The organism is Streptomyces sp. NPDC006197 (assembly GCF_040613865.1).
Taxonomy (GTDB): domain Bacteria; phylum Actinomycetota; class Actinomycetes; order Streptomycetales; family Streptomycetaceae; genus Streptomyces.
Genome location: NZ_JBEXSZ010000016.1, coordinates 36661 through 63656 on the forward strand (window position 1 = coordinate 36661; position 26996 = coordinate 63656).

Annotated in this window: 18 protein-coding genes; 9 read left to right on the forward strand and 9 right to left on the reverse strand. The window is 71.7% G+C overall.

The window, feature by feature from the left end; genetic code table 11:
- Window positions 1-197 precede the first annotated feature (197 nt).
- From ABZ318_RS07620 to ABZ318_RS07645, 6 genes are all read left to right on the forward strand, one after another.
- Window positions 198-1151 carry an ATP-binding cassette domain-containing protein gene (locus ABZ318_RS07620; RefSeq protein ID WP_356901579.1) on the forward strand — a complete coding sequence of 318 codons (954 nt, stop codon included), beginning with the start codon at window positions 198-200 and terminating at the stop codon, window positions 1149-1151.
- Window positions 1148-2698, forward strand: coding sequence for a hypothetical protein (locus ABZ318_RS07625; RefSeq protein WP_356901580.1), 1551 nt, complete (start codon window positions 1148-1150; stop codon window positions 2696-2698). The genes ABZ318_RS07620 and ABZ318_RS07625 overlap by 4 nt, the downstream gene beginning before the upstream one ends.
- Complete coding sequence (locus ABZ318_RS07630; RefSeq protein ID WP_356901581.1) at window positions 2695-3471, forward strand: ABC transporter permease; 777 nt, start codon at window positions 2695-2697, stop codon at window positions 3469-3471. Before ABZ318_RS07625 ends, ABZ318_RS07630 begins: the two co-directional genes overlap by 4 nt.
- A 30-nt stretch (window positions 3472-3501) precedes the next feature.
- The gene (locus ABZ318_RS07635) at window positions 3502-3849 is read left to right on the forward strand and encodes an aminotransferase class V-fold PLP-dependent enzyme (RefSeq protein WP_356901582.1); all 348 of its coding nucleotides are present in this window, start codon (window positions 3502-3504) and stop codon (window positions 3847-3849) included.
- A gap of 139 nt (window positions 3850-3988) precedes the next feature.
- Window positions 3989-5713, forward strand: a complete 1725-nt coding sequence (gene metG, locus ABZ318_RS07640; RefSeq protein ID WP_356901583.1) for a methionine--tRNA ligase — start codon at window positions 3989-3991, stop codon at window positions 5711-5713.
- A 531-nt stretch (window positions 5714-6244) separates the two neighbouring features.
- On the forward strand, window positions 6245-6967 hold the full coding sequence (locus ABZ318_RS07645) for a 4'-phosphopantetheinyl transferase superfamily protein (protein ID WP_356901584.1): 723 nt from the start codon (window positions 6245-6247) through the stop codon (window positions 6965-6967).
- Window positions 6968-7175: 208 nt separating this feature from the next.
- Here ABZ318_RS07645 and ABZ318_RS07650 read toward each other — a convergent pair whose 3' ends face one another.
- The 4 genes from ABZ318_RS07650 to ABZ318_RS07665 are packed head-to-tail and all read right to left on the reverse strand — an operon-like array spanning window position 7176 to window position 13633.
- A complete protein-coding gene (locus ABZ318_RS07650; RefSeq protein ID WP_356901585.1) occupies window positions 7176-7775 on the reverse strand; it encodes a pentapeptide repeat-containing protein in 600 nt (199 codons plus the stop codon).
- Between the two features lie 28 nt (window positions 7776-7803).
- The gene (locus tag ABZ318_RS07655; protein WP_356901586.1) at window positions 7804-12516 is read right to left on the reverse strand and encodes a putative T7SS-secreted protein; all 4713 of its coding nucleotides are present in this window, start codon (window positions 12514-12516) and stop codon (window positions 7804-7806) included.
- Between the two features lie 2 nt (window positions 12517-12518).
- On the reverse strand, window positions 12519-13166 hold the full coding sequence (locus ABZ318_RS07660) for a hypothetical protein (RefSeq protein ID WP_356901587.1): 648 nt from the start codon (window positions 13164-13166) through the stop codon (window positions 12519-12521).
- Entirely contained in the window at window positions 13163-13633 is a 471-nt protein-coding gene (locus ABZ318_RS07665) for a hypothetical protein (RefSeq protein ID WP_356901588.1), read from the reverse strand. The genes ABZ318_RS07660 and ABZ318_RS07665 overlap by 4 nt, the downstream gene beginning before the upstream one ends.
- 271 nt (window positions 13634-13904) lie before the next feature.
- Here ABZ318_RS07665 and ABZ318_RS07670 point away from each other — a divergent pair, with 271 nt between their 5' ends.
- Window positions 13905-14990 (forward strand): hypothetical protein, encoded by a 1086-nt coding sequence (locus ABZ318_RS07670; protein WP_356901589.1) that lies wholly within the window; start codon window positions 13905-13907, stop codon window positions 14988-14990.
- 184 nt (window positions 14991-15174) lie between these two features.
- A complete protein-coding gene (locus ABZ318_RS07675; protein WP_356901590.1) occupies window positions 15175-16182 on the forward strand; it encodes a hypothetical protein in 1008 nt (335 codons plus the stop codon).
- Between the two features lie 37 nt (window positions 16183-16219).
- Here the strand turns inward: ABZ318_RS07675 and ABZ318_RS07680 are convergent, their stop codons facing one another.
- Entirely contained in the window at window positions 16220-17566 is a 1347-nt protein-coding gene (locus tag ABZ318_RS07680) for a cytochrome P450 (protein WP_356901591.1), read from the reverse strand.
- Window positions 17567-17793: 227 nt separating this feature from the next.
- Window positions 17794-18846, reverse strand: a complete 1053-nt coding sequence (locus tag ABZ318_RS07685) for a YncE family protein (protein WP_356901592.1) — start codon at window positions 18844-18846, stop codon at window positions 17794-17796.
- Window positions 18847-19345: 499 nt separating this feature from the next.
- Between ABZ318_RS07685 and ABZ318_RS07690 the strand changes: the two genes are divergently transcribed.
- On the forward strand, window positions 19346-21058 hold the full coding sequence (locus ABZ318_RS07690) for a fibronectin type III domain-containing protein (protein WP_356901593.1): 1713 nt from the start codon (window positions 19346-19348) through the stop codon (window positions 21056-21058).
- A gap of 137 nt (window positions 21059-21195) precedes the next feature.
- On the opposite strand, the gene ABZ318_RS07695 is transcribed toward ABZ318_RS07690, so the two are convergent.
- The 3 genes from ABZ318_RS07695 to ABZ318_RS07705 are packed head-to-tail and all read right to left on the reverse strand — an operon-like array spanning window position 21196 to window position 26869.
- The gene (locus ABZ318_RS07695; RefSeq protein WP_356901594.1) at window positions 21196-22092 is read right to left on the reverse strand and encodes a hypothetical protein; all 897 of its coding nucleotides are present in this window, start codon (window positions 22090-22092) and stop codon (window positions 21196-21198) included.
- The gene (locus ABZ318_RS07700) at window positions 22089-24251 is read right to left on the reverse strand and encodes a glycosyltransferase family 39 protein (protein ID WP_356901595.1); all 2163 of its coding nucleotides are present in this window, start codon (window positions 24249-24251) and stop codon (window positions 22089-22091) included. Before ABZ318_RS07700 ends, ABZ318_RS07695 begins: the two co-directional genes overlap by 4 nt.
- The gene (locus tag ABZ318_RS07705; protein WP_356901596.1) at window positions 24248-26869 is read right to left on the reverse strand and encodes a glycosyltransferase family 2 protein; all 2622 of its coding nucleotides are present in this window, start codon (window positions 26867-26869) and stop codon (window positions 24248-24250) included. The genes ABZ318_RS07700 and ABZ318_RS07705 overlap by 4 nt, the downstream gene beginning before the upstream one ends.
- Between the last annotated feature and the right edge of the window lie 127 nt (window positions 26870-26996).

Consider the following 26996-nt stretch of genomic DNA (forward strand, 5'->3'; position numbering starts at 1 on the left):
TTCTTCCCCAGCGGAGGGCGTCGAGGACACGGAGTACGAGGAGTTCGACCTCTGATCCCGGGCCTCATCCTCAGGTGGCAGACCGCTCCTCCCTCGTACGGGGGAGAGGCGGCCTGCTCCGTCCCCCACGTGCGCGCCCCGGAACTTCGTTCCTTTCCGTGAGGACTCGTACCCCCTGTTCTTCCTAGCCTTCTCGCATGGACAAGACGATCGATGGGTCACAGGCCGTGATCGAGGTCAGGGACGTCTACAAGCGTTTCGGCAGCACCCAGGCACTGGACGGCATGTCGTTCTCCGTCAGGCCGGGGCAGATCACCGGCTTCGTCGGTCCGAACGGCGCCGGCAAGTCGACGACGATGCGTGTCATCCTCGGCCTGGACAAGCCGGACAAGGGGAGCGCGCTGGTCGGCGGGCGCCCGTACCGGACGCTGCGCACGCCGCTGAAGCACGTCGGTGCGCTGCTCGACGCGTCCGCCGTGCAGCCGAGCCGGACGGCCCGCCACCACCTGCTGTGGCTGGCGCACTCGCAGGGGCTCGGCACCGCCGCGGTGGACGAGGCGATCCGCAGGGTCGGCCTGCAGGACGTGGCGGGGCGCAAGGCAGGCGGCTTCTCCCTGGGCATGCGGCAGCGGCTGGGCATCGCGGCGGCGCTGCTCGGCGACCCGCCGATGCTCATGCTGGACGAGCCGTTCAACGGCCTGGACCCCGAGGGCTTCATGTGGATGCGGGGCTTCCTGGCGTCGCTCGCCGAGCAGGGTCGTGCCGTGCTGGTGTCCAGTCACCTGATGAGCGAGCTGCAGGACTCGGCCCATCACGTGGTTGTCGTCGGGCGCGGCAAGGTCGTCGCCGACATGAGCGTGCGGGACCTGCTCGCGTCGGTGTCCGAGGGGCGCATCACACTGCGCACGTCGGCCCGTACGCAGGCGATGGACGTGCTCGCACGGGCCGGCGCGACGGTGAGTTCGACGGGCACCGACACGCTCAGTGTCACCGACCTGTCGGCCGAGCACGTCGTGTCCGTGCTCGGTGCGCACGCGGTGCCGTTCTCCGAGGTGTCCTCGCACCGCGCGTCCCTGGAAGAGGCGTACATGGAGTTCACCCGGGACTCCGTGCAGTACCGCGGGGTCGTCACCGGGGAGGCCGGCCGATGACCACGACCCTCTCGCCGTCGCCCGCCGCGCACCGGCAGGCCCGGGGCGGCTTCGGACGCGTACTGCGCGCGGAGTGGACCAAGTTCCGGACCGTGCGCGGCTGGGTGCTCGGCACGGTCGGTGCGCTGGTGGTCACCTGCCTGGTCGGTCTGCTTGCGACGGCCCAGAGCAACGACGGCGGCGCCAACGCGACGAAGCTGCCCGTGGGTCCGTCGGGCGACGCGGTCAACGACGCCTTCTACTTCCTGCACCAGCCGCTGAAGGGCGACGGCAGCATCACGGTGCCGGTGTCCTCGCTGACCGGTCAGGTCGCGGCGTCGCCCACGGAGAACAAGCCCGGTCTCGCGCCCTGGGCGAAGGCCGGCGTCATCGTGAAGGACTCCCTCGAGCCGGGGTCCTCGTACGCGGCGATGATGGTCACCGGGGCGCACGGCGTGCGGATGCAGTACGACTTCACGCACGACACGGCGGGGATGCCCGGCGCGGCGTCGGCCCAGGCGCCGCGCTGGCTGCGGCTGGAGCGCTCCGGCGAGACGGTGACCGGCTATCAGTCGACGGACGGCAGCAAGTGGACCGAGGTGGGCACCGCCCGCCTGTCCGGGCTCTCGGAGTCGCCGCAGGTCGGACTGTTCGCGACCTCGCCCTCGGCCACGGAGGACACCGGTACCGGAACGGGCTTCAACCCGGCGGTCGCCACCGGCGCGTTCGGCGCGCCCACCCTGAGCGGTGGGTGGAGCGGCGACGCCTGGCAGGAGCGCCAGGTCAGTGACGGCGCCGGTACGAGCGGCAGTTACAGCCGGTCGACGAAGGGCGAGGCGGTCCGCGCCGACGGGGGCTACCGCATCACCGGGGCCGGTGACATCGCGCCGGTGGTCGGCGGGCCGGCCGCCAGTGGCGTGCGCATCCTCTCGAACTTCCTCGTCGGCGCGTTCGCGGGGCTGATCATGATGGTCGTCGTGGCCGCGGGCTACATGACCGCCGAGTACCGGCGCGGGCTCGTCGGCGTCACGTTCGCGGCCAGTCCGGGCCGAGGGCGCGTGCTGGTGGCGAAGGCCCTCGTGGTGGGCTGTGCGGCCTTCCTGGCGGGGACGACCGCCGCCGCGTTCATGGTGCCGTTCGGCGCGGCACGGTCCCTGGCGAACGGCTTTCCGGTCCTGACGGTGCCGTCGTCGACGGAGCTGAGGGTCGTCGTGGGCACGGGCCTGCTGCTGGCGGCGGCCGGCGTGTTCGCCCTCTCGGTCGGCGCGATCCTGCGGCGCAGCGCGGTGACCATCACGGTGGTGGTCGTCGGCATGGTGCTGCCGTATCTGCTCGCCACCGCGTCCGTTCTGCCGCCCACGGCCTCGGACTGGCTCCTGAAGGTCACACCGGCCGCGGGGTTCGCCATCCAGCAGACCGTCACCCACTACGACCAGGTCGTCACGGTCTACTCGCCGATGCACGGCTACTTCCCGCTGGCGCCGTGGGCGGGCTTCGCCGTCCTGTGCGCCTACGCCGCGGCCGCCTTCGCCGGCGCCCTGGTCCTGATCCGACGGAGGGACGCATGAGGTGCGCAGGACGCGCGGAGTGGACGAAGCTGCGGACGGACACCAGCAACGCCTGGCTGCTGTTCGGCGCCGTGGCGCTGACCCTGGCGGTCGGCGCGGCGGTGGCCATGACCTCCCGGTGTGACTCCCCGGGCTGTGGCGAGGACGCCACGAAGCTCAGCCTCACGGGTGTGATGGTCGGTCAGGTCGTGGTCGCGATCGTCGCGGTGCTGATGGTCGGCAACGAGTACAGCACCGGCATGATGCAGAGCACGGTCGCCGCGGTACCGCGCAGGCTGACCGTCCTGTTCTCGAAGGCGGCCGTGCTCAGCGCCGTGATCGTGGCGGCGGGCGCCGTCGCCGTCTTCGGGTCCCTGCTGATCGGCGGAACGGTGCAGCCGGGCCGTGGCTTCATCGAGGCGCACGGCTACGAGGCGATGTCGCCGGCCGACTCGGAGACGCTGCGCGCCGCCGTGGGGTCCGTCCTCTACCTCGCCCTGATCGGGTTGCTGAGCCTCGGCATCGCGCTGATCGTGCGGAGTTCGGCGACGGCGATCGGGATCGTGCTGGGTCTGCTGTTCCTCTTCCCGATCCTCACCCAGGTGATCACGGACCCGGACTGGCAGAAGCTGCTCCAGCAGATCGCCCCCATGACGGCCGGCCTCTCGGTCCAGACGACGATCGGCATCGAGCAGCTCCCGATCGGTCCCTGGGAGGGTCTCGGCGTCGTGGCTCTGTGGGCCACCGGCGCGCTCACCGTCGGCGGCGCGATGCTGCGCCTGCGAGACGTGTAAGCGCGGTGGCGACGCGCGGGCGAGGACCTCGTGGAGGCCGTACCGAGCCATTGCGGAAGCCTCGTACCGGACCTGGGCCGGGAGATCGACGGACGCGCGATCTCGTACCTGGACAACGGGGCCACGACCCTGAAGCCGCGCTCGGTCATCCAGGCCGTCTGCGGGTACTACGAGTCCAACGGCGTGAACGTCCACCGGGGCGCAGCTCCGGCTTCGCCTCGGGATGCCGACGCCCTTCAGTCCGTAAGATGGGGAACGCCTCGGCCGTCCGGGACTCGCTTGGCCGCCTGTCCCGGACGGCCGAGCGCTTTTCGGGCGCGGCAAGGAGAGACGGGGGAAAACCCGCGGGCCGGCCCGACCCCCGGTTCGATACGATGACGGTGGCTTGCAGTCCCGTTCCGCCACCATGAGTGACGTCGACGTGCGATCGGAGTGATCGCGTCGGCTGCGGCCTCCCGACCTGGGCCCGCCGTGGCAGCGCCACCGGCGCCGTACGTACGAAATGGAGCATCCAAGGATGGCTCGACACCTGGTAACCAGCGCGCTTCCCTACATCAACGGGATCAAGCACCTGGGCAACATGGTCGGGTCGATGCTTCCGGCGGACGTGTACTCCCGGTACCTCCGCCAGCGCGGTCACGACGTCCTCTACGTCTGCGCCACCGACGAGCACGGCACGCCGGCCGAGCTGGCCGCCAAGGAGGCCGGCCTGTCCGTCGCCGAGTTCTGCGCGCAGGCGCACGACGCGCAGAAGGCCGTGTACGACGGGTTCGAGCTGGCCTTCGACTACTTCGGGCGCAGCTCCTCGCAGCAGAACGTCGAGATCACCCAGCACTTCGCGCGGAAGCTGAACGAGAACGGCTTCATCGAGGAGCGGGCGATCCGCCAGGTGTACTCGCCGGTCGACGGCCGCTTCCTGCCGGACCGGTACGTCGAGGGCACCTGCCCGCACTGCGGCTACGACAAGGCCCGCGGCGACCAGTGCGAGAACTGCACCCGCGTGCTCGACCCGACCGACCTGATCGACCCGCGCTCGGCGATCAGCGGTTCCACGGACCTGGAGGTCCGCGAGACCAAGCACCTCTTCCTGCTGCAGTCCAAGCTCCAGCACGAGGTCGAGGAGTGGATCGCCGGCGTCAGCGACCAGTGGCCGCACCTGTCCACGTCCATCGCCCGCAAGTGGCTGACCGAGGGCCTGAACGACCGCGCCATCACCCGCGACCTCGACTGGGGCGTCCCGGTGCCGGCCGACACCTGGCCGGAGCTCGCGGCCGAGGGCAAGGTCTTCTACGTCTGGTTCGACGCCCCGATCGAGTACATCGGCGCGACGAAGGAGTGGGCGGACGCCGCCTCCGACGGTGAGACCCGTGACTGGAAGTCGTGGTGGTACGAGGCCGACGACACCGTCCGGTACACGCAGTTCATGGCGAAGGACAACGTCCCCTTCCACACGGTGATGTTCCCGGCCACCGAGCTCGGCGTGCGCGAGCCCTGGAAGAAGGTCGACGTCGTCAAGGGCTTCAACTGGCTGACGTTCTACGGCGGCAAGTTCTCCACCTCCCAGAAGCGCGGCGTCTTCACCGACGCTGCCCTGGAGATCCTGCCCGGCGACTACTGGCGCTACTTCCTGATCGCCAACGCCCCCGAGTCGGACGACTCCTCCTTCACGTGGGAGCACTTCACGGCCACGGTGAACAAGGACCTGGCGGACACCCTCGGCAACTTCGTCAACCGCGTGCTGTCGTTCTCCCGCAAGCGGTTCGGCGACGAGGTCCCGGCCGGGCACGCCGCCGGCGAGGCGGAGGCGAAGCTGGGCGAGGAGATCGCGCGTCTGCTCGGCGAGTACGAGGAGCAGATGGAGGCCCTCCAGTTCCGCAAGGCCGCCGCCGCCCTGCGTGCGCTGTGGTCCGCGGGCAACTCCTACCTGGAGGAGAAGGCCCCCTGGCTGGAGATCAAGACCGACGCCGACGGCGCCGCACTGACGCTCCGTACCGCGATGAACCTGATCCACCTGTACGCGGTCGTCTCCGAGCCGTTCATCCCGACCTCGTCGGCCGCCATGCGCGGGGCCTTCGCCCTGGAGAAGGACACCGCGACCTGGGTGACCGCGGAGCAGGCCAGGTCCCTGGACACCGTCCCGGCCGGCACCGCGTTCACGGTGCCTCCGGTGCTCTTCGCGAAGATCACGGAGGAGGACCTGGAGTCCTACCGTGAGCGCTTCGGCGGCGCCCCGGAGGCCTGACCGGCGTTCCCGCCCCGTACCGCCCGCCCGACTCTCATCGGGCGGGAGCGGAGGAGGACGGGCGGGCCTGCGGGCGGGACGTTCGTGAGCCGCATGCGCGGAGCCGGGCCGCCGCTCTCCACGCACGTCCCGGACGGCCTCCGACGGCTCGCCGCCCGGCGTGCGGAGCCGGTGGATCGGCACACCGTGGCGAGGGCCTCGGCGGCGGCGAGTTCCCTGGGCCGGCCGCGGGTAGGAGCACCGCGGCGGCCTGCGACGGCTGGATCGTCTTCGAGGACCAGGCCGGCCGGTCGCACTCCCGTAGCTCCTCGGGAACGATCGCGTACCCGAGGTCGGCCAACGTCCCCTTGACCTCGGCCGGATCCGCAGCGTCCCACTCGCCCTCGGCCTGCGCTTCCCCGGGGCGTCCGTACTCACCGGAGCCCTGCGTGTCCCGCTCGCCGGCTCTCGACACGGTGAAGGCCCGTACGGCCTTTCGTGGGTTTGCTCACGGGGCAGTTCTTGCGGCCCCCTCGCCGTTACGGTGGATCCATGATCGCTGCGCCGTCTCCGAGCGTCCCCCTCGAACTCGACCCCGAGCACCTGTTGCCGCTCGCCCGTCCCGGAGCGTCGGACTCCCCAGTCGTATGGTCGGTCGACGTCACCCGTCGTGCCGCTTGGGCGGCACGGCTGGCTGCGGGCACGCTCGACAGTGAGGAGCGCGAGCGGGCGGCAGCATTTCGCCACCAGGCCGACCGAGACGCTTATGCGGCCGCACACGTCGGTCTGCGCATGCTCCTCGGCCTGTACCTGGACATGTCCCCGGACCGCGTCCGGATCATTCGTCGGCCCTGCCCCAACCCGGGCTGCGGGAAACCCCACGGTCGGCCGGCCGTAGGGGGCGACGAGATCCACTTCTCCCTCTCCCACACCCGTGGCCTGGTGCTCCTTGCCTTCGCCGACAGCCCGGTTGGCGTGGATGTCGAGAAAATCCCCGATGCGGAGGTCACGACCAAGCTGGGCCCCCTGTTGCACCCTCGCGAGATCGCGGAACTCGACGCCCTCCGGCCGGCCGAACGCCCACGCGCGTTCGGCCGTGCCTGGGCCCGCAAGGAGGCCTACCTCAAGGCCCTCGGCACCGGCCTGTCCCGCGGCACGGCCACGGACTACCTGGGCACCGCCCCCACCCCGCCCCCGCCTCCACCGGGCTGGTCCCTCACCGACGTCGTCGCTCCGGACGGCTACGCTGCGGCGGTTGTCCACCAGCGGCCCTGACAGGGCCGCGGTCGCGGCGCCCGGCCATGCTCATGTGCTGTAACGGCCCAGGTCCACAAGGCCGGCAGGCGCTTCGCCGCTCCCGACAGACCCGGGACATCGCGATACCGCACCCAGGGTCTTCCCCGGCCGCGTACCGGCTTCGGTCCTACGCGCACGCCTCGACCGGGCCGTCACCGTCCCCGGTCCGCCGTAAGGACTCACGGGCTCACGGGCGGAGTGAGCCGCGGCGGGTCCCCTCCAGGTGTGCGCCGTCCAGGATCATGCCCGCCGTCCTGGCCGCGACCAGGACGGCGTCCGACAGGTCAGCGTCCGAGAAGTCCGCGTCGCCGAGTTCGGCCGCGACGAACTTCACCCGGCGCAAGGAGGCGCCGGACAGCCGGGTGCCGACGAGACGTGCGCGGGAGAACACGGCGTCGTCCGCGTTCGCGCCGCTCAGGTCGGCGCCGCTGAGGTCGCAGAGCCCGGCGTTGACGCGGGTGAGGGTCGCGTTCACCAGCGTGGCGTCGCGCAGGTCGGTGCCCGTCAGGAACGCGTCGGTGAGGTCGCAGCCGCTCAGGTCGGCGCCGCTCAGGTCGGCGTAGCTGAGGATGACGCCCGTCAGGTCCACGCCGCCGAGGCCCACGCCGGCGAGCGGAATGCCGGCCAGGTCGTTCTCGGTGCCCCAGGGCCGGGTCCACTCGCGCACGAGCGCGCGCCAGTCGCCGCCGCCGGCGAGGGCGGCGCGGATGCCGTCGAGGGCGGGGGCGTTCTCCGGTCGGGCCCACCGCTCCCGTACCTCGGTGGCGTGGTTGTTCTCGTCGGTCATGGGCGCACTGTTCCGTTTCTGGCGTCGGTCACGGCTGCTGCTTGATCTGGTGCAGGAAGCCTTTCACACGGTCCAGGTGGTACACGGTCTCGTCGTGCTTCTTGAGGAGCACTTCGAGCCCGCGCTCGGTCATGCCGTCCGGTAGTTTCTCCATCTCCTTCCACAGGGCCTTGCGGACGTTCTCCAGTCCGTTCGCGGCCTGCGTGAGGTCCTGGACGTGGTCGAACGGGGTGCCGTCCGGCTTGCGGGCCACCACCTCGCCGCCCGCCTCGCGCCGCGCCGCCGAGTAGTGGTTGTGGTTGGGTTCGGAGTTGATGCGGCCGATCGGGTCGGCCTTGATGTTCTCCAGCTTCTGGATGGCGTTCATCGCCTCGTCGCTGAGTCCGAGCCCGCGGTAGGGGGAGAGGCCGAGCGGGTCGGACCAGGTGACCGGGTTGTGGACGTAGGCGGCCGGATTGGGGGCGGGGAGGAGCCCCAGCGGGTCGGGGGTGAGGTAGCGGGCGGTCTCCGGGTCGTACTGCCGGAAGTAGTTGTGGTGGAGACCGGTCTCGGGATCGAAGTACTGACCGGGGAACCGGAGCGGGGTGTAGGCGGTGGCGCCGCTGTTCCACGTGGTGGTGCCCCAGAGCGTGGCGCGGCTGTGCCAGGCCACCCGGCCGGTCTCGTCGACGAGTTCGGTGGGGGTGCCGACGAGGTCGGTGGCGATGGCGAAGAAGCGCTCGTCGACGGCCTGCTGCGAGGCGTCCGTGCCGAGGACGCGTTCCGTCTGGGCGAGCGGCTTGGCGTGCCGGTGGTCCCAGGTGAGGGCGACGGGGCGGGGCAGCTCGGGTGCGGTCGTGACCTGTTCGCACAGGGTCGGGCCGTCCCAGGTGAACAGGGTCTCCTCGACCACCGTCTCGCCGTCGTCGGCGAGCCGCTGCTTCGCGGTGCGGCGGCCGAGCGGGTCGTACCGGTAGCGCCAGCGCGTCCCGTCGGGGGTGGTGACGGCGGTGAGGCGGCTCTCGGAGTCCCAGGTGTACCGCCAGGTGTCCGCCTTTCCGGAGAGCCGGGCCCGGCGGCGCAGGGTGATCCGGCCGCCGGCGTCGTGCTCGTACCGGACGGATCCGGCGCGGGTGAGGGTGGTTCCGGTGTAGCTGCGGGGGCCCGTGGCGTCCTGGCCGGGGTGGCCGCCGGGCCAGGAGGCGGAGGTCTGGTTGCCGGAGGCGTCGTAGGCGTACGACTCCGTCCAGCCCGCGGCGGTGACCGTGGTGACGCGGCCGGTGGTGTCGAGGCCGTAGCGGAAGGAGCCGCGCAGGGCGTCGTCGAGCGCGGTGAGGTGGCCGTCGGCGCGGTAGGTGTAGGCGCGGCGGTTGACGGTGCGGGCGCCCGCGGTCAGGTGCTGGCCGGTCAGCCGCCCGGACCCGTCCCAGGACGTGGTGAGGGCGAGGGTGTCGCCGAAGGCGCGGCGCAGTTCCCGTCCGGCCGTGTCGTGGGCGAAGGAGATCCGCCGGGTGCCGCTGGTGAGCTGGGCGAGCCGGCCGGCGGTGTCGTACGCGTAGGCGGTGACGTGTCCGGTGGGGGTGGTGCGGCGGGCGAGGCGTCCGGCGTCGTCGTAGGCGTAGGTGAGCGGGCGGCCGTCGACGAGTTCGGCCTTGAGCTCGCCGCGCCGGTCGTACTGCCGGACGAGTTCGCTGTCGGGACCCTCGGCGCGGACCATCCGGCCGGCGGCGTCGTACGCGTAGGTGGTGACGGCTCCGGCCGCGTCCTTGCGGACGACCCGGTCGAGCGCGTCCCGCTCGTAGCGGACGGTCTGGCCGGAGGGAGCGGTGCGGGCGGTGACCTGCCCGACCGCGTTCAGTTCGTAGGTGACGGTCCGCCCGTCGAAGTCGGTCTCGGCGACCGTGCGGCCGGCCTGGTCGTACACGTAGTCCCAGGTCAGCCCCTGGGGGTCGGTGACCCGGGTGAGGCGGAGGGCGGCGTCGTGCTCGAAGGCATGGCGCGCGCCGTCGGGGCCGGTGCGGGCGGCGAGCAGGTCGAAGTGGGTGTACTCGAAGCGGGTCGTGAGGCCGTTCGGATCGGTGTACGCGGTGCAGTTGCCCTCACCGTCGTAGGACCATGCCTCGGTGGTGCCGTCCGGGCGGACCCGCCGGGCGAGTTCGCCGTCCTCGGTCCACTCCAGGGTGGTGACGGCGCCGAGCGGGTCGGTGACGCGGACGAGCCGGCCGTGGGCGTCGCGCTCGCACCGCGTGGTGCCGCCGAGGGGGTCGCCGACCTCCAGGGGGAGTCCGGCGGGGTCGCAGCGGAAGGTGGTGACGGCGCCGGAGGGGTCGGTGGTGGCGACGAGGTGGCCCCGGTCGTCGTAGGCGTAGCGGGTGGTGTGGCCGGCGGGGTCGGTGACGGCGGTGAGGTTGCCGCGGTCGTCGAACTCCTGGCGGGTCCGCCCGCCGTCGGCGTCGGTGAACTCCACGGGCAGGCCCCGGTCGTCCCGGACGGTGGAGAGGCGGCTGCCGTCGGCCCGGACGACCGTGAGCAGCCGGCCCTCTTCGTCGTACGAGAAGGCGGTCGTCCGGCCGAGGGCGTCGGTGCGGGTGAGGAGGTTCCCGTGGGCGTCGTGGCCGAGCCGGGTGGTGTGGCCGAGCGGGTCGACGGTGGCGAGGACGCGGCAGGCGCCGTCGATCAGATGGCGGGTGACCCGTCCGTCGGCGGTGGTGAGGGTGGTGGTGCGGTGGCCGGTGGCCGGATCGGGGTGGCCGTAGGAGAGGGTGAGCTGGACGTGGCCGTCCTCGCCGCCCTCGCCGATGACCCGGTCGTGCTCGTCGTAGGCGTAGTCGTAGCGGCTGCCGTTGGAGTCGGTCCAGGTGATCACCCGGTGCCGGTCGTCGTAGGCGAGGGCGAGGGTGGCCCCGGAGGGTTTGGTGACCGCGGTCAGGTCGCCGTCGGTGTGGCCGTAGCGGACGAGGTCCTGCCCGGTGCCGTCGGGGAGGCGCAGGGCGAGGCGGGTCACCCGGCCGTTCTCGGTGGTGACGTCGACGTGGTAGCCGGCCGTGTGGACGAGGGCGAGCGGGGTGCCGTCCTCGGTGCGGTCGATGGTGACGGCGTGGCCGTTGCGGTCCACCGTCCGTACGAGCCATGCCTCTCCGTCGCCGCCGGGTTCGGCGCCGGCGGGCGCGGCGAAGTGCCGGGTCAGGCCGGTGTCCGGATCGGTGAGCGTGTAGTCCCCGGACTCGTCGCGGGCGAGCGGACGGCGGCCGGTGCCGGACTCGGGGAGCGTGGGGAGGCCGGGCACGGGGTGCGGGTAGGGGAGCAGGAGGCCGTCGTCCGTGACGTGGACGACGCCCCGCGCGTCGATCTCCAGGTGCTCGTCGACGGTGGAGGACCACGAGGGGCCGAAGAAGCGTCCGGCGGAGTATCCGGACTCGACGCGCCGGGTGAAGGTGAGCGGGAGGGTGCCGGGGAGGGAGACGTCGGTCTGGGGCAGGAACATCCGGCCCGAGGCGAGGTCCACCGGGTCGGTCTCGTCGACGAGGCGGTGGGGGTCGGGGCGGTTGTGGGTGCCGTTCGGCGATCCGTCGAGCAGACGGCGGGCGCGGTTGGCATCGGAGGCCAGGTCCGCTCCCTCGGCCGCGACCCGGACGCCCTTGACGGCCGCGCCACCGCCGGCGGTGGCGGCCGTGAGCAGCAGGTCGGGGACGAGCCGGCCGAACCCCTCCGCCGGGTCCTTCATGAAGTTGTCGACCATCTGCTTGCCCGTGCCCCACGGGTCGTTGGCCATGAGGACGAGGCCGGAGGCGAGGCTGTTGAGCTGGGTGAAGTACTCGGCGGGGTGGGTGATGTTGTACGGGTCGGTGGGGTTGACGCTCCGGACGAAGCTGAGCAGACCGGCCGTGCCCTTGATGACGCCGCCGCCGAAGTGCGTCTGCATCACCTGCAGTTCGTCGAGGCCGTCCTTGGCCTGCTCGGCGTACGAGGGCTTGGGCGGGGCCGCGTCCCGGGCCGCCCGGACCGCCGTGCGGGCCGTCTCGGCGGCCGCGTTGCGCTGTTTGCGGGCCTCGGCGAGGATCTCCTGCGCCTCCTCCATCAGGGCCTTGCCGGGGTCGGTGAAGGCGCCCGGTCTGGGCGGCAGGGAGGCCGGGTTCCGTTTGTCGGCGGGCTGGGCGTTGTAGCTGTCGACGGCCTTGTTGTAGTCGTCGACGCGTTTGTCGTGCGCGTCGGCCGCGTCGGCGGACGCCTTGGTGCCCGCCTTCCACTTCTCGATGGCGGTCTGGGCCTGTCCCTGAGCCCACTCGACGGTGAGGCCGAAGCTCGCCAGGGCGTCGGCGGCCTTGCCGAAGGCGTCCGCGCCCTTGAACCACTTGGGCGGCTCGACCGCGACCTTCTCCCGGAACGCGTCGGCGGCCTCGCCCTTCACGGCGGACGCGTCGAGGCCCTTCAGTCCCTGTCCGACCTTCTCGAAGGACGCCTGGAGGTCCCGCAGGTGGGAGGCGGTCTCCCGCAGCTTGGAGGGGCTGCCGTAGATCAGTTTGGTCTTGTCCTCGGTCTGCCCGAGGTCCATCTCGTCGACCTCGGCGCCCATCCGGTTCGCCACCGAACGCGACTGCTCGCGCACCCAGTCCGCGCCGGACTCCCAGCCGACGTCGTCCAGCCGGTCGGCGGTCCAGTTCCCGGCGTCCTCGACGCGGTTGCCGACCCACTCGACGCCGTCCTCGACCGCGTCCTCGACGACGTCCGGAGTGATGTCGCTGATGAAGTCCCCGATGCCCACGTTCAGTTCCCCCCGGTGTTCTGCTGCTGGGCGGCCCGCTGCTCGGGAGACGGGCCGAACGTCTCGTCCACCGCACGGTCGAAGTCGCCCTGGTCCACGCCCAGAAGCTCGTTGAGGATCCGCGCCCGGCTCCCGCCCTCGCCCTCCGTCACGAGCGCCCGCCCGGTGTCCTTCCAGGTCTGCGCGGCCTCGTCCCCGGCACGTTCGAAGGATTCGGGGCTCCAGTCGGGGTTCAGGTAGTCGGGGGTGAACACGTCGCCCCAGTCCTGTGTGACGATGTCGGCCTCGGAGGCGTGCGGGTTGCCCACGGCGGAGTTCACGGCGATCTTGAAGGTGCCCTGGAGGTACTGGTCCTCCTCCCAGACGAGTCCGGCGGCCAGTCCCAGCGTCGCCGCGAGGGTGTTGGCGTCCTGGACCAGCGCCCGTACGCCCCACTCCCAGCGCTCGCAGTAGTCCTCGAAGTCCACCGAGAGACCGTGGTGCCCGGCCTCCATGCCGGTCATCGAGAGTTCGGAGAACCCCTTGCCGAGCACGGCGCCGGTGCCCGTGCCGATGTCCCGGAGTTCGGCGGTGGCCGCGCGGATCCCCTCGGTGATCTTCTTGATGCTCTCCGCGTCGAACCGCAGGTTCTCCTGCCCGCCCCCGCTCATCGGACGCCACCGCCGTCGGCCGGTACGTCGGCCGGTGGGCCGGCCTGCCCGTCGGCCGGTGCGTCGATCGCCACGTCGTCGGGCACGATGCCCCGGACCGGCGGGAAGGCCATCGCCCCCTCCGGATCGGCGACGTCGACGGCCACTCCGGCGGGGACGCCCAGGGCGGGGACGATCTCGTCGAGCAGCCGCGCCCCGCGCAGCTCCGCGAACTCCCACGTACCGCCCGCCTCGCGCCCGGTGTCCCCGCCGGCCGCGTCACGGGCCCGGGCGAACCGGGCGAGCGCCGCTTCGTCGGTGAAGGCGCAGATCCAGCGCACCCCGCCGAACTCCGCCGTCCACAGCCCCCCGGAGTCCACCGGGACGAGGACCAGGGCACGCCGCAGTTCCCCCACCAGTTCCCTGGGGTCGCCGAGCCCGGCCCGCCGCTCGGCGATCCGTTCCGCAAGTGCTGTCGCTCCGCCCACCGTGCCGCCTCCCCGACGTCGTATCGGGGGCCTCCCCCGTTCTTCGGGAGTACACGCATGCTCTCCCCGCCCGGTTCCCCGGAACGACCGTACGAGCATGCGCCTGTCGGCATGAGCTTCTCCGGCGCCGCGGTGCTGACCCCCGTGCCGGTTCCGTGCAGACCGAAGCCCCAAATCAACGCCCGTGCCCGCCTCTTCCGTGCTGACGGACTCGGCCGGGAGCCGCCGAACCGGCCTATAGCATCGACGCCGAACCGCCATGGAGGACCGCATGACCCGCACCACGCCCCCGCGACCCGTCGACGTCGAAGCCGTTTTCCCCGCCCTCTCCGCCCACCGGCGTACCGCTACGCGCCTGCATCCGCGCCAGGGCGTCGCGAAGGCGGAGGAGAGCTCGGTGGCGGGACCGCTGTGGTGGCCGGCCGACGAGCCGTGGCCGGTGTGCACCGCGGTGCACACCAAGGGCACGGGCCATCGGCCGGCCGACGTGCGGCTCAAGCGGCGCGTCCTCGCCGAGGCGAGGGGGCGGGACTTCTCCGCCGAGGAGCGGCGGATCCTCGACGTCCTCGACCCGGGGCAGCACGCCCCGGACCTCCGGGACGAGGATCCTCTCCCGCTGCTGGCGGTCGCCCAGCTGTACACGCGGGACGTCCCCGACCTCGTCGGTCCGGAAGGCCACGACCTGCTCCAGGTGTTCTGGTGCCCCTTCGAGGTGCACGGCCCCGACCGCACCATCGACGTCGTGCTGAAGTGGCGGCGCTCGCACGAGGCCGGGGACGTCCTGGCGGACCAGCCCGCGCCCCCGGTGGCGGGCCGCGAGGAATGCGTGCCCACCCCGTGCGTCCTGCACCCCGAACAGGTCGTCGAGCACGAGTACCTGGGCCTGCTGAGCGAGGAACTCCAGGACGGTATCGCCGACTGGGAGGAGGACCTGCTGGACGAGGAGGACGACGACGAGGACGCGTACGACCCCTCCGCGCCGCAGGGTCACGACGCGTACGAGGAGTACGCGGCCGCGATGGCCCGGGCGCGGGCGGGGGAGGAGTACGAGGTCGACTACATGGGAGACCTGTCCATCGCCCCGGGATGGAAGGTGGGCGGCTTCGCGTCCTGGCACCTCACCGATCCCGCACCGGTCGACTGCGCGGTCTGCGGCACACCGATGCCTCCTCTGCTCACCGTCGACAAGTGGGAATGCGACGGCGGTTCGAGAAGCTGGCTTCCTCTTGAGGACCGTGACTCAGCCGACGACCCGGACGTGATCGACCCGGTCGGCGTCTACCTCGGCCGCGGTGTGATGCGCGTCCACACCTGCCCCGTCGACCCGGCGCACCCCCACCGGCTCAGCTTCCAGTAGGCGCCGCGACCGAGTGCCGGTCGCGGCGTCACAAGGAAGGGAAGGCACTCCCAGCGGGGAGTCACGTGGAGTTCCCCACGGCGTGGGGAAGCAAGGGGGCACCTTCGCCCGCGTTCTGGAGAATCCCGCCGCCTACGTCAGAACCGGCGTCCGGCGTCCACGACGAACCGTTCCGGAGAACCGCATGACCCGCACCACACCTCCGCGCCCCTACGACGTCGAAGCGCTGTTTCCCGCCCTTGCCGAGCACCGGCGTACGGCGACGCGACTGCACCCCCGCCCGGGCGATCCGAAGGCCCGGGACAGCTCCGTCGCCGGCCCGATGTTGTGGCCGGCCGACGAACCCTGGCCGGTGTGCACCGCCGTCCACTCCAAGACGACCGGACACCTCCTGGCCGACGTCCGCCGCGCGCGCCGCGTCCACGCCGCCTCGGAGGGACGGGAGAAGACCGACGAGGAGATCGCGTTCCTCGCCACCCTCCGGGCGGGCACCCACGACCTCCCGATCGGCGACGCGGACCCCATTCCCATGCTGGCCGTCGCCCAGCTGTGGACCCGCGACATCCCCGACCTCACCGGGCCCGAGGGACACGACCTCCTCCAGGTCTTCTGGTGCCCCTTCGAAGCACACGGCCCCGACCGGAGCGTCGACGTCGTCCTGAAGTGGCGCCGCAGCGACGACATCGGCACCGTCCTGGGCGACCAGCCCGAACCGCTGGTGGTCGGCTCACCCGAGTGCGTGCCCCAGCCCTGCGAACTCCACCCCGAGCAGATCACCGAGCACGAATACCTCGGCCTGCTCCCCGAGGACCTCCGGGAAGCCATCGCGACGTGGGAGGAGGAGCTCCTCGACGAGGACGAGGAGGAAGCGGAGGCGGACTTCCCCACCGAGTACGCCGGCGATCTGTCCCTCGCACCCGGCTGGAAGGTCGGCGGCTTCGCCACCTGGCACCTCACCGACCCCCGCCCCGTCGACTGCACGGTCTGCGGCACCTCCATGCCACCGCTCCTGACCGCGCACCACGTTGAATGGGAGCCCGCGTCGGAGAGCTGGGCCCCACGGGAAGACCTTCGCACCGACCTCTTCCTGCACGTCATCACCCCCACCGGCGTGTACCTGGGGCGCGGCTACCTGCGGATCCACACCTGCCCCACGGATCCCTTCCACCCCCACCGACTCAGCCTCCAGTAGCAGAGTGAAGGCCCGGTCGCATCGGTGGTGCCGGGCTTCAGGGCGTCCGGGGCGGCTCTTCGACCGGGACCCGCAGCGGAGCGCGGAAGGACAGCAGTCCGAGGACGGGCGCCTGGGCCGCGTCGGGCGAGAGCCGGACGGCGGGCAGGCGGCGGGCGGCCGTACGGAGGGCCACGGCCGCCTCCGTGCGCGCCAGGGACGCGCCCGGGCAGCGGTGGCGGCCCACGCCGAAGGCGAGGTGGTGGCGTTTGTTCGCGCGGCCGGGAAGCATCTGCCCGGGGTTGTCGAAGACGCCGGGGTCGGAGCCGCTGCCCATGAGCATCAGCAGCAGCTCGGCCCCGGCGGGGAGTGCGACACCGCCCAGCTCCGCCGGGTGAGCGGTCACCCGGCGCCACGAGGTGACGGGCGGCTCCCGCCGCAGCACCTCCTCGACCCACGCCTCGGCCAGACCCTCCTCGTGGGCCGACCGCCGCCAGATCCCCGGTTCGGCGAGGGCGCGGAGCAGGACGGTGGAGATGAGCTGGCCGGTCGTGGACTGTCCGGCGATGAAGACGAAGAAGCAGACGCTGACCGCGGTCCGCGGATCGACCGGTTTCCCGTCGGGCAGGCGGTGACGGGTCAGCGCCCCGACGAAGCCGTCCGCCGGCGCGTTCCGGTCGCTCACGAGCTGCGTGAGCCATGCGTGGAACTCCGCCACGAGCGCGGCCAGCTCGACCTGGCGGTCCGCCGAGGGGCGTCCCCAGAAGAGTTCCAGCGAGGCGTCGCTCCAGCGGGCCAGCGTGGCGGCGTCGAGCCCCTCGATGCCGAGGAGCTCCATCATCACCCGGCAGGGCAGGGTGTGCGCGTACGCGCGGAAGAGGTCGCTGTGCCCGGTGGTGTCGAGTTCTGCCCGTACCGTGGTGAGCAGCTCGTCGGCGATCCGCTCGGTCACCGGGACCGAGGCCGCCACCCGCCGGGCGTTGAAGAACCGCGTGACGACGCGGCGCAGCCCCGGATGGCTGTCGGTCGCGTTGTCGGCGAGCGCGGGGCCCAGCCGGAAGCCCGCCCGGGCCAGCAGCCGCAACGCGGGAACGCCCAGGGGCGTGACCGCCTGCTGGGCGTTGTCCGGCCGGAAGGCGACCGGGTCGAGCAGGACCCGGCGGATGTCCTCGTACCGGCTGACGAGCCACAGCCCGGTGGCGGGGTCCCGGTGGACCGGCGCCTCGGACCGCAGGCGGTCCAGCCGGGGGTACGGGTCGCGGACGAAGCCCTCGTCGAACAGGTCGAGCGGCCCGAGCGGGTCCTGCCGGCCCGTCCCGGGGACCGGCGGCGGAGCCGCGTGACCGTAGGGGCAGGTGTCGGCCGTACCGGGAGGGGATATGGCCGCGTCAGGGGCGGATGTCACGGTGGCGGACGCTAGCACGCGAACGGGTGCGCACCGGCCGGGGGGTGTGGGGTGTCACCTGTGACCGACGCGACGTATACGGGTGCGGCGGCATCGCGTAGCCGCCGCACCTGTGACGGATCTGATGTCCACTCCCGGGCCGGCTCGAACAACACCCGCAACCCGTGAGGAACGAGTTGCTCCACCAGACCCGTCACGGTCATGCCGCGGACACGAAGGACCCGTCGTCACGGAGCATTCGTCGGAGGGGTGTCCATGGCGACGTTGAGCGGGTTCCAGCCCACGCGCACGGCCCGCATCACCGTGTCCGTCTCGGCGTTGACGACGGTCAGCCAGTTCTCGCCCACGCCGGAGGTGACGAGGAGCCGATCGCCGTTCGCGTTGATGGCCAGTCCTTCCGCCCCGTACGGGACGGTGAAGGTGCGGATCACGATCAGCAGCCGCGGGTCGATCACCGAGACGGTGTTGGTGCCGAAGCCGCCGCTGACGTAGACCTGCGGCGTCTCCGACGCCGCCGACTCCTCGGGCGTGACGACGAGGTTCTCCGCCCCCTTCGGGACCTGCACGGAGTCCACGATCTCGTTGGCCACGGTGTCGATGACCGTCAGGCTGTCCGAGCCGTTGCCGCCGGTCACGTAGGCCTGGCGGCCGTCGGCGGAGAGGGCCACGGCGAAGGCCGCCGTGTCGTTCTCGAGCCGGATGGTGTCGAAGACCCGGCCCCGCCAGACGTCGATCACCGACACGGAGTGGGACTTCAGATTGGTGACGTAGGCCCAGCGGCCGTTGGGGGTGATGGCCACGTCCCGGGGCCAGTCCCCGACCTTCAGGGTCCTGACGACCCGGTCGCGCCGGGTGTCGATCACCGAGACGGTGTCGGACTCGGCGTTGGCGACGACGGCCCTGGACCCGCGGGCGGTGACGGCGACGCCCACCGGGCGGTCCCCGGCACGGATCGTACGGACGACGCGGCGGCTGGACGTGTCGATCACCGACACCTCGTGCGATCGCAGGCCGCCGGTCACATAGACCCGGTCGCCGCGCGGCGACACGGCGAGGTCCTCGGCTCCGGCCGGGACGGGGATCGTGGCCAGGGCCGCCGGGGAACCGACCTGCATCACCGACACGGTCCGGGAGCCGGCGTTGGCCACATAGGCGAAGCGCCCTGTCGCGCCGGGGCCGCCTCCGGGCGGACCGTCGGCCGTGGCCGGCGACGTCACGGCCAGGGAGGACGCGAGGGAGAGGGCGATGAGGGCCGCGGTGACGGCCGTTCTGCCCCGCATCCGCAGGCCGCGGCGCTGCCGGACTGCTTGCGGCGTCCGCCGCCGGTTCCCGAGTGCCAGTCTTCCGTCGCAACCGCGCACGGCGACCTCCGTGGAGTGCTGATGATCCTCTTTGGCCGATCGACCGGGGAGGAGAGACCCCTCACATCCTCACCGAGCCGCCACGGAGAGGCGCGCTGCGGAACGTCACATCACCCGCTCGCCGGGGTTCCTGAGGCCGACCGGGTGAAGGCGGCGCGACGCTCCCCCACTTGTCCCGCGTCCGCACTCGTCCGGACATGAAGGGCACATACCGTGACCGAGCCGTTCTGCCGCTGTCGCCCGTGAGCTCGTCGGACGGACGACCACCGCGCGGGGCGGTACCCCTCCTGTCCGCACACCCGCTGCCGGAGCATCCATGGAACATCCTCGTCCGCATTCCCGGTACCGCCTTCCCGAGCCGAGGGGCACCGGATCCGCCGGAACCCGACGTCGTCACCGCCGCCTCGGGGGTGCGCTGGTGGCAGCCCTGGCCGCGGTCATGACGGCTGCTCAGTCCGGCACCTCCTTCGCCGATCTGCCCGGAGCCGACCCCCAGCTGACCCGGGCCCCGTACCTGTCCGACCTCACCTCGGGTTCCGTCCAGGTGAACTTCGCGACGACCACGCGGAGCACGGTCAGGGTGCGGTACGGCCCGCTCGGCAACTGCACGGCCAACACGGTCAACGCGACGGCCCAGGGCACGTCCATGACCGTCAACGGCGTCACCGAGTACCGCAACACGGTGACCGTCGCCGGCCTCGCCGCCGACACCCCCTACTGCTACCGGGTGTACACCGGGGCGGGCGTCGACCTGCTCGGCACCAACCCCTCCCCGCAGTTCACCACGCGGCAGGGGCCGACGGGCACCCAGCCGTTCACCTTCGGCGTCATCGGTGACTGGGGCGACACGACCAACAGCGGCGTCAACGACGGATCGCTGAACGTGAACCAGGCGGGCGTCATGGCGCAGCTCGGCCAGAGCGGCGCACGGTTCGCGCTGTCCGCCGGCGACGTGGCGTACCAGACCGGCAGCACCACCAACTACGGTGACCTGAAACAGACCGGCCCCAACATCAGCGCGGTCTTCGGGCCCTCCTACTGGGCCGTTCCCGGTCAGAGCCTTCCGCTGTACTTCACGAACGGCAACCACGGCCGTAACTCCACGGCCCTGACGACCTGGCCGGAGACACGGACCGCGGCCGAGTCCAACGGCGTGTACGCGATGACGTCGTATCCGTCGATCCTCGGGACGACCCCGGCGTCGTACCCGACGACGTACTACGCGTTCGACAACGGGGGTGTGCGCTTCTACGTGCTCGACGCCTCGTGGACCGACAGCAACCTGGGCTCCGCGACCGGCGGCTCCTGCGGGACCAGCGGAAGCTGCAAGATGTACGAGATCGACCGCGCCGCCCACTGGGCGACGACGGCCGCCGAGTACCAGTGGCTGCAGAACGACTTGGCCGCGCACCCGGGCGGCCTCAAGGTCGCCGTGTTCCACTTCCCGCTGCGGTCCGACAGCGCCGCCCAGAAGTCGGACACGTTCCTCCAGAACACCCCGGGCAACCCCAACAGCCTGGAGCAGCTGCTGCACGACAACGGCGTGAACCTGGTGTTCAACGGCCACGCCCACCACTACCAGCGCAACGTGGCACCGCCGGGCGGCGTCCCCAGCTACGTGACCGGCGGTGGCGGCGCCACCCTGTCCCCGGTCGGCACCTGCTCCCCGACGGACGCGTACGCCAGGAGCTGGACCTACACCACGAACCGGGGCAAGGCCTGCGGCGCCGCGCCGGCGCCGACCGACGACGCCCAGGTGTACCACTTCCTCAAGGTCGCGGTGGACGGCACCAGGATGACCGTCACGCCGACCGACTCCCAGGGCAACACCTTCGACCAGCAGGTCTACGACTTCGCGAGCGACAGCTCCGCGCCCACGCCGGTCGGCAACCTCACCGTCGTGCGTCAGGGCACCACCACCAGCCTGCTCAACTGGACCGCGGCGAGCGACAACATCGGCGTGTTCGCGTACGACGTGTACCGCAATGGCACCTACCTCGCCACGGTGGCGTCCAACAAGCTGACGTTCAGCGACAAGACGGCCGTCTGCCCGGCCACCCACACCTACGAGGTGCGCGCCCGAGACCTGGCGGGCAACACCAGCCAGGCGACCGCGTCCGTGACCTGCTGAAGGCACTGACTCACCGGTGGCGCCACCGGGCCGCCGGTCATCGGGCTCTCTCCGGTGACCGGCAGCCCCGCCCTCGTCCGCCGCACCGGTCGCGACCCGCCGTCCTGCGGGCCGTGTCCGGCCGGGGGCCTCGACGGTCACTTCCGCTTGATGGTGAGCGGTTCGGAGACGGTGACCATCTGCCCGTCCTTGTCGACGTAGAAGTGGACCACGAACGTCCCCGGCGCGTGCAGGGCGACGAAGTCCATGCTGGCGGAGCCGAGGGAGTTCGTCGTAGCGGCCTTCCAGCCGACGGCTTTGCCCTCGGCGTTCGTGATCTCGGCGAACACGCGCGCCTCGCTCGCCGCGGCCGTCTTCGCCGCCGCCGAGGTCTGGGCTCGTACGACGGCCCGGAACTGTTCCCCGACCGCCACGGCCGCCGGCATGTCCACGGCGGCGGACAGCTTGCCGGGGGCTTTCGGCGGCGTCGGCGTCGCCTGTGCGACGGGGGTTCCGTCGGGCACGATCCGCCAGGCCGGATGCAGTTCGGCGGCGTGCTGCTGGTTGCGGTCGAGGACCCACGCGCCGAAGAACGTCGCATGCTTGCCGACCGGTGGAATGATCACGTACGGCGCGTCGGGCGGGATCACCTCGACGGTGAGGAGCCCTCGGTTCGCCGGGCGGAGATAGCGCTGGAACTGCCCGTCCACCGCCACCGTCAGGTGCACGTTGCCGTCAGTGGGCCGGTACCGCACCCTCTGTACGATCCCGCTGACGGTCGCGCACTTGGCGACGACGGACAGTCGCGTGGGATGGTGGACGTGCGTGAGCGGTGCGCTCCGGCAGGGAACTCCACCGCCGCCCCACGCCGGCGCGGTCGGGGCGTCCCGCCGTGTTTCCTGCGGGCCGAGCAGAGCGACGAGAACCGCGGCGACGGCCGCCAGGACGACGACGGCGACGAGGGCCAGCCGGCGGCGGCTCCGCCGGCGGACGGGCACTTCGGCCGGGGGCTCTTCCACCGGGCGGTGTGTCGTCTGCATCTCGTGCTGCCTCATCGCCCTGCCCCCACTCCGTTGCCGGTGAAGCCGTCACCGGCCGCACTCACCTGCTCGGGCACGACGGTCGTCCGGAGCGTCGGTGCCGGCAGGGTCCGCTCGGCGTAGTTGCCCGCCTGGTCCGCGACGACCAGCCTCCATTGCGGGAAGATGCGCTGGGGGACCGGGAACGACAGCTGCACGCTTCCCGCCCGGTCCGCCTTCGCCCGCGCCACGACCACACCGTGGTAGGTCGCCGTCACAAGGTCGTTCGGCCGGAAACCGACGCCATCGACCTTCGCGCCCCGGGTGTCCGTCCGGTACGAGATCGTCGGCTTGGGGAACACCAGCGATGCGTACCTGCCCCCGGCGTCCGTCACGACGAGCAGGGATCGTGGACGGATGCGCGAGGGCATGGGCAGCGTGACGGACGCCGCGCCGTCCAGGTCGGAACGGCCGTGCGCGACGACCTTTCCGTTGAACGTCACCGTGAGCGGCGTGTTCGCCATGAAGCCCTTACCGGTCACGGACACCGTCGGTCCGTTGAGCTTGAGGGCGAGGACCGGGCTGGGACGCCGGGTCGTCAGCTGGTAGACCCATGTCCGCGCCTCGTGGTGGCGGTATTCGACGTGGACCAGTTTCCCGTGGTAGAGCTCGACGAACATCTGCAGGCGGCGCTGCACGGCCGTGCGGACCACCTGGTTCTCCGCCGGCGGGTCGTCCGCCCATGGCGTGTAGTACACGAGGTACGACACCGTGCCGTCCGTGATCAGCCGGTTCGGCCAATCCGTCACCCAGTCCCGGGGCGTTCGCGTGCCCTCCTTCGGAGCGGACGCCGGGATGATCTTTCCGCCCGGCATGACCGTCGCGAGGTTGAAGCGCCCGAACGGATAGGAATCGCGGTGCGCGTAGTAGCTGAAGACATAGTGGGCCGAGCCCTGGGACAGGACCATCACCCCCGCGTCCTTCGGAGACTCCGCCGCGATCCACTCGGCGGCCTCGCGCAGGCCGGGATAGGACCTGTCGTCGAACTGCTTGCCGAAGGTCGGGAAGACCGCCGCGAACATCGCGAGCGTGAGCACGGCGGGGGCCAACCGTCGAAGTTGCGGCCGTCGCAGCGCGTAGGAGGCCGAACCGAGCATGCGGCCCGCGAGGATCGACACCGCTGGAACCACCGGAAGAAGGTAGTTGAACGCTTTCAGCGGATAGAACGAATAGAAGGCGATCATCGCGAAGACCCACAGGAGCAACAGCTTGTCGCCCCGAGTCCGCCGGACGACCGCGAAGACGATCCCCAGCACCCACAACGCCAGCACGACCGCGCCCTCGTAGGAGAGCAGCAACTTTTCGTAGTAGTACCACGGAACGGCGCTGCTCCGCCGCAGACTCGATGTCAGGAATTCGTTGAAGACGTTCCAGCGCTGAACGAGCTGAATGATCACCGGCACACTGCACACCACCACCGTGAGCAGGGCGAGGAGCAGGTGACGGGGTGTCGCGAGCTTGCGCACGTTCCCGGCGACGGCGACGTAGGCGACCGCCACCACCAGCGCGAGCACGCCGGTGACCTTGGCCTGGACGGTCAGGGTGCCCGTGGCGGCCATGGCGTACAGCCACCCGGGATGTCCGGTGTGCACGAGCCTGACCGCGCACAGAATGGTCAGGGTGGAGAAGAAGACGAGGGCGGAGTCCAACAGGGCGAGTCGGCCCAGCGAGATCGAGTAGCCGCTGAGAGCGAACAGGAGCGCCGCGAAGAGCGCGCTGCGCCGCCCGAAGAACGTCAGCGCTATCCAGTAGATCACCGGCACCGTCAGTGTGCTGAACACGGCGGAGACGATCCGCGCCGTCACGTCCCCGACTCCGAACATCCGGAACACGACCGAGAGTATTTCCTGATACAGCAGGAAGTTGGAGTTCCCGCGACTGGTGAGAATGAAGTAGCGGTCGAGCTCATGGTTGTCGGCCAGTACGCCGGCCTGGCCGACGTAGACGGTCTCGTCACCACGCAGGCCGATCCGGTCCAGTTCGATCAGTCTCAGGGTCGCGGCCAGGACGACGATGCCGAGAAGCGGCAGGTCGACCCTGCCGGCGAGGCGCGAGAAGAATTCCCGACCGCCGTGCAGCGCCCGCCCGGGCTTCGGTTCCGGTGGGGCCGTGCCCGTTTCCGATGGGCGGATCATGGCGTCCTCCCGCCGGGGCCGCGCTCGTGGGCGGCGCCGGAGTCGGTTCGGAGGGCGGGATGCGGGGGCAGGGCGCCGGAGGGTAGGGGCAGGGGCGATTCGCCCTCCGGCATCCAGTGCGGCCACGGGTGCCCGTCCACCTGGGGCGCCGACCGGCCGCCGGCCGCCGGCCGGTCCGCGTCGAGCAGTCGCGGTATCTCGTCGGCCCAGCCGAAGCGGTCGGAGGCCAGGACACGGGTGCGCACGCCGGAGAGGAAGCCCGACAGGACGTCCCGTTCGCGGCTGCGCAGCCGGGCGTGGTCGAGCCCGTCGACGGTGATGGCGGGGGCGAAGTACCTGAACGGCGGGAAGCCGTAGGCGTCCTCGGTGTTCACGAGCAGCCGGTCGACGGTCTCGTCGTGGCCGAGGTCGCTCAGGCGGGGCGTGCCGCGCTCGATGACGAACAGCTCGGTCACCTTGACGGCGCTGCTCAGCCGGCAGGAGACGAGCCGGTCGACGGCGTACTTCGGCGGGGGCACGAGGATCTGCGTGACCGCGTTGACGCACATGATGGGCAGGTTGTGGCGGGCCAGGGTGAAGGCGAAGGAGCGGCCTTCCTTGGAGTGCAGACGACTCTGCCGCTGCAGCCGGCGCCATTCGTGGGGGGTCAGGTCGTCGGAGCGCACGGCGTGCAGGGTGTGCGCGCTGATGGTGAGCGGCTTGGGGAAGCAGAGGGCGTTGCCGGTGGCGTCGACGACGGTCATGTCGTCGGACAGGAACCGTCCGTCGTGTTCGCTCAGCAGCCGCAGGATGGTGGAGGTCTTCCCGGTGTCGGTGAGCGCGGAGAGCATCACGCCGGTGCCGCCCAGCTCGACGGTCGCGGAGTGCAGCAGCATCCGGCCGCGGGCGACGAGCACGAAGCGCAGCAGCGCCTCCAGGACGTTGGTGTAGACGACGTGGGGGGAGCGGGCGAGGAGCGGGCTGACGAGGACGTCGATGGGGTCGCCGATGTCGACGCGGAAGTTGGCGCCGAGCCGGCCGAGCTGCTCCTCGTACTGCACGGTGGTGGGCTGCGGTCCGCCGCGGCCGGGGATCTCGGTCATGACCGCGCGGTGGCGGGGGAACCGGCGGCCGACGTCGCCGACGCGGACGGTGATGTCGCAGGAGTCGGGCGGCACCCACTGGGCGCGGAAGAACTCCAGCTCGGGCAGGCGGATCTGGGAGCCGATGGTGACGGTGCCGGCGATGTCGTAGCGGTAGGTCAGGTACCGGGGGCGCTTGGGGTGGCTCGTGGAGGCCGCGGGTTCCGTGGCGGGGGTGTCCGGGGCCGTTGCGGCGGGGGAGGGGGCCGGGGAGCCGGGAGGGACGGAGCCGGGGGCGACGAGCACGCGTACGGGGTCGCGGCGGGCTCCGGCGTCACGGCGGCGGCGGTAGATGAGCAGGTCGCTGAAGAGGAACCGGGCCAGGAAGAGCGCGACGAGACTGAGGACGTTGGCGGTGAGCAGTCCGATCCCGGAGTCGACGAACCATTCGAGGAGAGGCAGCCGGCCGAGCAGCAGCAGGTTGTTCAGGGCGAGGAAGGCGATGCCGCGGACGAGGACCGCGCGCTTGTCGCCGCTCCGGCCGCCGCGGTAGACGAGCGTCTCGAGGAGGGCGAAGTTCCACAGGGACGACACCTGGGTGGCGAGCGTGGCGCCGAGGAGGTGCTGGAGTCCCGCGACGGTGTGGAAGAACCACAGGGCGGCGGTGTTGACGGCGATGCCGCTGAGTCCGACGAGTCCGAAGGCCAGGAACCGCGCGGTCGTGCCGAGGTCACGGCGGCCGGTCACGGAGTGGCGGCCCTCGCCGGCGCGGGGCGCGGCGAGGGTGGGCCGGCGCAGCCGGGCCAGATGGCGCAGGAACCGCAGGCCCTCGCGCAGCGAGGCCTTGGAGGTGCCGGCCGCGCGGGGGGCGAAGCGGTAGGAGACCTCGGCGACGCGGGCGCCGGGGTGCCGGACGAGCAGTTCGAGCAGCACCTTGAAGCCGAGGGGGCTGAGCCGGTCCATGTCGATCGCGGCGGTGCGGAAGGCGAAGAGTCCGCTCATGGGGTCGCTGACGCCGGCCAGCCGGCGGGGGAAGACCGCCTTGGTGAGGAGCGTGCTGCCACGGGAGACGAGCCGGCGCACGGGGCCGTCGAGCCCGTCACCGGTCGATCCGGATCCCGCGTAGCGGGTGCCGACCACGATGTCCACGCCGTGGCCCAGGGCGGTGCGGGCGAGCGCGGCGGCCGCCTCCGGCGGGTGCTGGAGGTCGGCGTCCATGACCAGGGCCCATTCGCCCCGGGCACGGCGGGCGCCCGCGAGGACGGCCCCCGCCAGGCCGCCTTCGCGGGCGCCGCCCTCTCGGTGGATCATGCGGACCGGCAGCCGGCAGTCCGGGGCGTGCCGCGCGGCCGTCGCCGGTGTGTCGTCGTCGCTGTCGTCGACGAACAGGATCTCGACGGGCAGTCCGCCGAAGGCCGGTTCCAGGGCGCGCAGCAGCAGCGGGACGGATTCGCGCTCGTTGCGCGTCGGGATGACGAGGGTCAGACGGGGCCGGACGAGCGGGCGCGGGGCGTTCAGCTCGGAGCACTCGGTGCGGAGGGTGCGGTTGCCGTCCATGTCAGCGGCCTCCAGCGGGGGGACCGGGCAGCTGTGCTGTCGTCGTACGTCTACGGTTTAAACATACATATTGCTAGGGGTTATCCTGGATGTCAACATATGTCCACTTACGTGGTAAACGTAGCTG

What these genes read in the sequence shown, in the direction of transcription:
- ABZ318_RS07620 (WP_356901579.1), top strand. Translation starts at nt 198, where the DNA reads ATGGACAAGACGATCGATGGGTCACAGGCCGTGATCGAGGTCAGGGAC.
- ABZ318_RS07625 (WP_356901580.1), top strand. Translation starts at nt 1,148, where the DNA reads ATGACCACGACCCTCTCGCCGTCGCCCGCCGCGCACCGGCAGGCCCGG.
- ABZ318_RS07630 (WP_356901581.1), top strand. Translation starts at nt 2,695, where the DNA reads ATGAGGTGCGCAGGACGCGCGGAGTGGACGAAGCTGCGGACGGACACC.
- metG (WP_356901583.1), top strand. Translation starts at nt 3,989, where the DNA reads ATGGCTCGACACCTGGTAACCAGCGCGCTTCCCTACATCAACGGGATC.
- ABZ318_RS07645 (WP_356901584.1), top strand. Translation starts at nt 6,245, where the DNA reads ATGATCGCTGCGCCGTCTCCGAGCGTCCCCCTCGAACTCGACCCCGAG.
- ABZ318_RS07650 (WP_356901585.1), bottom strand. Translation starts at nt 7,775, where the DNA reads ATGACCGACGAGAACAACCACGCCACCGAGGTACGGGAGCGGTGGGCC.
- ABZ318_RS07660 (WP_356901587.1), bottom strand. Translation starts at nt 13,166, where the DNA reads ATGAGCGGGGGCGGGCAGGAGAACCTGCGGTTCGACGCGGAGAGCATC.
- ABZ318_RS07670 (WP_356901589.1), top strand. Translation starts at nt 13,905, where the DNA reads ATGACCCGCACCACGCCCCCGCGACCCGTCGACGTCGAAGCCGTTTTC.
- ABZ318_RS07675 (WP_356901590.1), top strand. Translation starts at nt 15,175, where the DNA reads ATGACCCGCACCACACCTCCGCGCCCCTACGACGTCGAAGCGCTGTTT.
- ABZ318_RS07685 (WP_356901592.1), bottom strand. Translation starts at nt 18,846, where the DNA reads ATGCGGGGCAGAACGGCCGTCACCGCGGCCCTCATCGCCCTCTCCCTC.
- ABZ318_RS07695 (WP_356901594.1), bottom strand. Translation starts at nt 22,092, where the DNA reads ATGAGGCAGCACGAGATGCAGACGACACACCGCCCGGTGGAAGAGCCC.
- ABZ318_RS07700 (WP_356901595.1), bottom strand. Translation starts at nt 24,251, where the DNA reads ATGATCCGCCCATCGGAAACGGGCACGGCCCCACCGGAACCGAAGCCC.
- ABZ318_RS07705 (WP_356901596.1), bottom strand. Translation starts at nt 26,869, where the DNA reads ATGGACGGCAACCGCACCCTCCGCACCGAGTGCTCCGAGCTGAACGCC.